The 6076-nt window shown below is 70.7% G+C and carries 6 protein-coding genes; 2 read left to right on the top strand and 4 right to left on the bottom strand.

Annotated features, from left to right (window positions below; genetic code table 11):
• On the bottom strand, nt 1-473 hold a 473-nt coding region (locus ABZE72_RS15230; RefSeq protein WP_372729881.1), incomplete at its 3' end, for a thiamine pyrophosphate-dependent enzyme.
• A gap of 231 nt (nt 474-704) precedes the next feature.
• On the opposite strand from ABZE72_RS15230, the gene ABZE72_RS15225 reads away from it, so the two are divergent.
• Nucleotides 705-1157: an SRPBCC family protein gene (locus ABZE72_RS15225; protein ID WP_372729880.1), complete on the top strand. Its 453-nt coding sequence runs from the start codon at nt 705-707 to the stop codon at nt 1155-1157.
• A 126-nt stretch (nt 1158-1283) separates the two neighbouring features.
• Here the strand turns inward: ABZE72_RS15225 and hisC are convergent, their stop codons facing one another.
• From hisC to secD, 3 genes are read right to left on the bottom strand one after another with little or no spacing between them, the layout of a single operon-like run.
• Entirely contained in the window at nt 1284-2351 is a 1068-nt protein-coding gene (gene hisC / locus ABZE72_RS15220) for a histidinol-phosphate transaminase (protein ID WP_372729879.1), read from the bottom strand.
• A gap of 17 nt (nt 2352-2368) precedes the next feature.
• Complete coding sequence (locus tag ABZE72_RS15215; RefSeq protein WP_372729878.1) at nt 2369-2959, bottom strand: VanZ family protein; 591 nt, start codon at nt 2957-2959, stop codon at nt 2369-2371.
• Nucleotides 2946-5279, bottom strand: a complete 2334-nt coding sequence (gene secD, locus ABZE72_RS15210; protein WP_372729877.1) for a protein translocase subunit SecD — start codon at nt 5277-5279, stop codon at nt 2946-2948. Before secD ends, ABZE72_RS15215 begins: the two co-directional genes overlap by 14 nt.
• Before the next feature lie 155 nt (nt 5280-5434).
• On the opposite strand from secD, the gene ABZE72_RS15205 reads away from it, so the two are divergent.
• Entirely contained in the window at nt 5435-6007 is a 573-nt protein-coding gene (locus tag ABZE72_RS15205) for a hypothetical protein (RefSeq protein WP_372729876.1), read from the top strand.
• Nucleotides 6008-6076: the final 69 nt, after the last annotated feature.

Below are 6076 nucleotides of genomic sequence, written 5' to 3'. Positions count from 1 at the left end.
CCGGTGGCGTGCAGGGTCTGCGCGCCGATCACGATCGTGTAGAGGCCGAAGTTGTTCTCGTTCGGGTCCCAGGCGCCCTGGTCGACGCCGCGGAAGAGGCCCAGCAGGTTGAGCGGGTCGACGCCGCGGCAGTAGGCGACGCCGTGCTCGCGGTAGGTCGGGAAGACGAAGTCCTGCGGGCGCAGCGCGCGACCGGCGCCGATCTGGGCGGCCTCCTGGCCGAGCAGCTGGGCCCAGATGCCGAGCTCTCCGTGCCGCTGCAGTGCGGTGGCCTCGGTGTCGATCCGCCGGGTGAGCACCATGTCGCGGTAGAAGCCGCGCAGCTGCTCGGCGGAGAAGTCGAGATCGAACTCCGGGTGGTGGATGCGTTCGCCCTCGGGCGACAGGAGCTGGATGAGGTCGGGTCCGCCGTCCTGCTGCGAGGGTCCGAAGACCTCCGCCAGGTCGGGGCCGAAGCCTGACTGCTGGGGCACGTGCACTCCTTCGAGGTCACCGGCATCGCGGGGTCTCCGCTGGCCGCGTGGGGAGCGGATCCGACGAGCGAGGGGTGTGTCGCCGCTGGTCCCGGTCCGGTTGCATCGGTCACCACGACGCGGGGCCCGCAGGTCTCGGCGTACACCGAGACTTGTGACCGGCACCACATCGTGCAGGGGTCAACCTACAAGGGCGCAGGGCGGGCTCGCCAATCCGCCTACAGTCGCGGCATGACTTCACGCATCGTGTCGGCCAGTACGACGATTCCCGCGCCGGCCGAGGTGGTCTTCGCGATCCTCGCCGATCCACGTCAGCACGCCCGGATCGACGGCTCCGGCACGGTTCGCGGCCAGGTCACCGGCCCGGAGCGGCTCGAGCTGGACTCCCGCTTCGGCATGGAGATGAAGATGCTGGGCCTGCCGTACAAGACCGGCAACCGGGTGGTCGAGTTCGAGGAGGACCGGCTCATCGCCTGGCGCCACGTCGGCCAGCACCGGTGGCGCTACGAGCTCGAGCCGGTCGAGGGCGGCACCCGGGTCACCGAGTCGTGGGACTACTCGCGCTACCACGCCGTCGGCGCGAAGGCGCTGGAGCTGCTGGGCTACCGCCAGCGCAACCGCCAGGGCATCGAGGCGACGCTGGTGCGGCTGAGCGAGGCCGCGCAGGCCGACGCTGCGGGCTGAGCCTGCTGGCGGGAGGTCACCTGCCAGTTGTGGTTGCCCCAGGACCGCCCACCTGCCAGTTGTGGTTGCCCGGTGCCAACCACAACTGGCAGGTCAGCGGCTTGAAGGGCAACCACAAGTGGCAGGTCAGCGGAAGGCGGCGGCGACCTCGAGCAGGCGGTCGTTCGCCTCCGGCTCCCCGATCGAGACCCGGGCACCCTCCCCGGCGAACGGGCGTACGACGATCCCGGCCTCCTCGGCAGCAGCAGCGAACGCCGCGGTCCGCTCCCCGAGCTCGAACCAGACGAAGTTCCCCTGCGCCTGCGGCACGTCCCAGCCGCAGCCGCGCAACCCGTCCAGCACCCGGCAGCGCTCCTCGATGAGCGCGTCGACCCGCTCGAGCAGCTCCGCCTCGCTCTCCAGCGACGCGATCGCAGCGGCCTGGGCGACCGCGGAGACCCCGAACGGCAGCGAGACCGCCCGCAGCGCCGCCGCGATCGGCGCCGGCGCGATCGCGTAGCCGACCCGCAGGCCGGCCAGACCGTACGCCTTGGAGAAGGTCCGGGTGACCACGACGTTCTCGCGGCCGCGGTACGTCGCGACCCCGTCCACCGGGTCGTCCATCCGGACGAACTCGACGTACGCCTCGTCGACGACGACCACGACGTGCGGCGGCACCTTCGCCAGGAACGTGTCGAGCTCGGTCTGCGTCACCGCCGGGCCGGTCGGGTTGTTGGGCGTGCAGACCAGCACCACCTTGGTGCGCTCGGAGATCGCCTCGGCCATCGCGTCGAGGTCGTGGCGTCCGTCGGCGAGCACCGGCACCTTCACGGCCACCGCCGCGGCCGCGGTGACCGCGATCGGGTAGGCCTCGAACGAGCGCCACGCGAAGACCACCTCGTCGCCCGGCTCGCAGAAGGCCTGCACCAGCTGGTAGATCAGGCCGACCGACCCGGTCGCCACCGACAGGTCCTCGACCGGCACCTCGAACCGCGTGGCCAGCGCGGCATACAGCGCCGTCGACCCCATGTCGGGGTAGCGGTTCATCTGCGCCACCGCAGCGTTCGCCGCCTCCACCACGCCGGGCAGGGGCGGGTAGGGGTTCTCGTTCGAGGAGAGCTTGTACGACGTCATCCCCGGCCGCGCCGTGGGCGGTCTGCCGGCAACGTACGGCGGGATGTCAGCGATCGTGGCACGTGGCTGCGGGCTGGTCATGGCCGTCAGGTTAGCCTTCAGCCGCGACGGCTCCGGGCCCGGTTGCGCCAGGGCAGCAGCACCAGCGAGAGCAGCAGGCCGATCCCGACCCCGACCACCGCACCGGTGACGTTGTCGACGATGTCGGTCACATCGCAGGCCCGGTTGATCCGGGCGAGCTCCAGCTGCACCAGCTCGATCGCCGCCGAGTAGCCGGCCAGCAGGGCGAGCCCGAACGGCACGAAGACCCAGCCCGAGCGCCAGCGGGTCAGGAAGAGCACGAGCAGGGCCCCCGAGGGCACGAAGAGCGCGGTGTTGAGCAACCGCTGGCCACTCTCGAAGATCCAGAACCCGTCGGGCGCCGGACCACCGAGATCGAAGGAGCAGGTGGTCTGCCGCCCCTCGGCCGCGACGATCCCCGGGGGGCCGCCGGCCGGGATCAGGGTCACGATCGCGATCACGACGAGCGACCAGAGCAGCCCCGCCGTCGCGGCCGCCTGGATCACCCCGAGACGTCGCCGGGTGGCCAGGAAGAGCAGGAAGCAGACCAGCCCGGCGCCCAGCGCACCCAGCACCATGACCGTCTCACCGCCGACGGGGAAGCCGGCGGGTTCGTCAGACGACGGCACCGCTGTCGGTCTCCGCCCGGGCGACCTTCTGCTTCGGCAGGCGCGGCAGCACCGGCCAGCGGCGGTCCATCATCACGGCCAGCGGCGTCGCGGTGAACACCGAGGAGTAGGTGCCGACCACGAGCCCGATCAGCAGCGCGAGCGCGAAGTCGGTCAGCGAGTCGCCACCGAGGACGAAGAGCGCACCGAGGATGAACATCGTGCCCAGACCGGTGTTCACCGTCCGGGGCACGGTCGCCAGCACGGCCTCGTTGCAGGCGGTCGCGAAGGCACCGCGTCGTCCCTCGGTCGTGGGCTCGGCGTCGGCAGGCGGGCCCTGCCACCGCTCCCGGACCCGGTCGAAGACCACCACCGTGTCGTTGACGCTCAACCCGATCACGGTCAGGGTGGCCGCCAGGAAGACGCCGTCGACCGGCTTGCCGAGCCAGGCGAAGGTGCCGACCACGATGGTCACGTCGTGCAACATGGCCATCGCCGCCGAGGCGCCGAAGACCCAGCGGAAGCGCGCCGCGAGGTAGAGCATCTGCGCGAACAGGGCGATCCCGAGCGCGATCAGCGCCTTGGTGCGCAGCTCGTCGCCCAGGGAGGGCCCGATGAACGAGTCGGACTCCAGCCGCGAGCCGGGGACCTCCTCGGCGACCACGTCGCGGATCCGCTGCGCCTCCTCGTTGTCGACCTGGCCGACCTTGACGATCAGGTCGCCGTCGGCGGAGTTCTGCACGACCGCGTCGTCGAAGCCGGCGCGGCCCAGGGCGGCGCGGACGTCGTTCACGTCCCGATCGGTCGCCCCGGAGACCGTGGTGAAGTCCACGACCCGGCCGCCGGTGAACTCCACGCCCAGGTTCAGCCCGTTCACGAAGATGCCGACCGCGGCCACACTGACCACCGCCGACGAGAGCGCCAACCAGAGCTTGGAGCGCCCCATGATGTCGGGGTTCTTGCGGTTCAGCAGTCGCTGGACCGGGCCGATGCTGCTGAAGCCGGTCAGCCTCGGCCGACGCCGCACCGCCTTCCGGGAGGTCGCGAACTCGACCAGCACCCGGCTGATCACCATGGCCGAGACCATGGAGGCGAGCACACCGATGGTCAGGGTGACACCGAAGCCCCGAACCGGTCCGGTGGCGAGGAAGAAGAGCAGACCACCGGCGAGCAGGGTGGTGACGTTGGAGTCGAGGATCGCCGACCAGGCCTTGGAGAAGCCGACCGTCACCGCACGTTCGGGCGGTACGCCGATCTCGGCTCCCTCCTCCTTGGCTCGCTCGAAGACCAGCACGTTCGCATCGATCGCCATCCCGATCGCCAGCACGAAGCCGGCCAGTCCGGGCAGGGTGAGCGTCGCGCCGAGCCCGACCAGCACGGCGTACGAGATGACGGCGTAGCAGCCCAGGGCGAGGACGGCGAGGAAGCCGGCCAACCGGTAGGCGAAGGTGATGAAGAGCCCGGTCAGGATCAGACCGATGATCCCGGCCTTGGTCGAGGCGTCGATCGCCTCGTCACCCAGGGTGGGGCCGACCACCTGCTGGGAGATGATCTCGACCGGCAGCGGCAGCGCACCGCCCTTGATCAGCAGGGCGAGCTCGGAGGCGCTGGCCTCGGTGAAGTTGCCGGAGATCTGGGTGCGTCCGCCGCTCATCCCCACGTTGCAGGCGGCGTCCTGGACCTGCGGCGAGGAGATGACCTCGTCGTCCAGCACGATCGCCACTCGCCGCTGCGGGTCGCCGAGGTTGAAGCACGCCGCGTCGCCGGTGAGGGCCGACCACTTGCGGTTGCCGGACTTGGCGAAGTCGACGTCGACGACCCACTGGGTGCTGGTCTGGTCCAGGCCCGCGACCGCGTCCGAGACGTCGTCGCCCTCGAGCTGGGCCTTGCCCAGGACGAGCGGGGCGCCGTCCTCGTCGACGGTCGCGAAGCGTCCCTTCTCGTCGGGCTCCCCGGACTTGCGACCCGGCCCCTCGAGCACCGACGGGTCGGTGCCGAGCACGGGGTGGAAGGTGAGCTGGGCGGTCTTGCCGATGACCTCGGCGGCCTCGCGCGGGTCCTCGAGGCCCGGCAGCTCGATCAGGATCCGGTTCTCTCCCGAGCGCACGAGCGTCGGCTCGGCGACCCCCAGCGCGTCGACGCGGCCGCGCAGGACCTCGACGGCGCGATCGGTGGCTTCGGCGTCGGCCTCCATGGTGGGCGTGTCGAGCGCCTGGAGGGTGATCTGCGTTCCTCCGGACAGGTCCAGACCCAGTCGTGGAGTCGCGCTCAGCGAGAGCAGAACGGCGCCGGTCATGATCGTGACGGCGACCAGCAGGCGCCACCAGGCGTTCTTCGTCATGGCGACATGGTGCGCCATCGGGGTGCGCGACGAGAAGTCGCCCTCGGATAGACGCCTCCGGCGAGGCGTGGCGGGTCCACCGGCGTACGGCGTATCAGCCGGGTCGCCCGGCGCTCCTGACCACCCATACGCCACCGTCTTTCGAAAGGACCGTCATGAAGATCCCACGCCCCACCTTCTCCGGCGTCGTCGCGATCCTGGCGCTCTGCGTCGCGATGTCCGGCACGGCGTACGCCGCCGCGTCGCTGCCCAAGAACAGCGTCGGCTCCAAGCAGATCAAGACCGGCGCCGTGCGCAGCTCCGACATCAGGAACGGCGCCGTCGCCGAGCGTGATCTGGCGGCTCCGGTGAAGACAGCGCTGGCCGACAAGGCACCGACCGCCTACCAGGTCGACGACAGCACCATCCAGTTCGTGGGCAGCAGCTTCGCCTCGTTCGCGACGCTGACCATCCCCGAGGCGGGCGACTACCTGGTCACGGCCAACCTGCGGGTCTTCCCACGCGTGGGCAACCCGGGTGACGGCCTGTTCTGCAACATCCTCGGCGCGGGGAGCATCAGCATCGTCAACCAGGGCGTGGACATGCCCCAGGGTGTCGCCCAGGTGACCATGCACGGGATCATCCCGAACGTCGCGCCCGGCACCACGCTGGACCTGCAGTGCCGCGCAGCGACCAACGAGATCACGCTGACCTACGACTGGACGGCGGTCCAGGTGGATCTTCAGTAGCCCGGGGTTGTCCGACAACCTGACAAACGTCGGGGTGACGGGCGATGCTGGTCGGGCGCCACCCCGCGG

Origin of the sequence: Nocardioides sp., assembly GCF_041600255.1 — a bacterium.
GTDB lineage: Bacteria > Actinomycetota > Actinomycetes > Propionibacteriales > Nocardioidaceae > Nocardioides.
The sequence above is the reverse complement of the archived record's forward strand: the minus strand, read 5'-3'. Positions and strand labels throughout refer to the sequence as shown.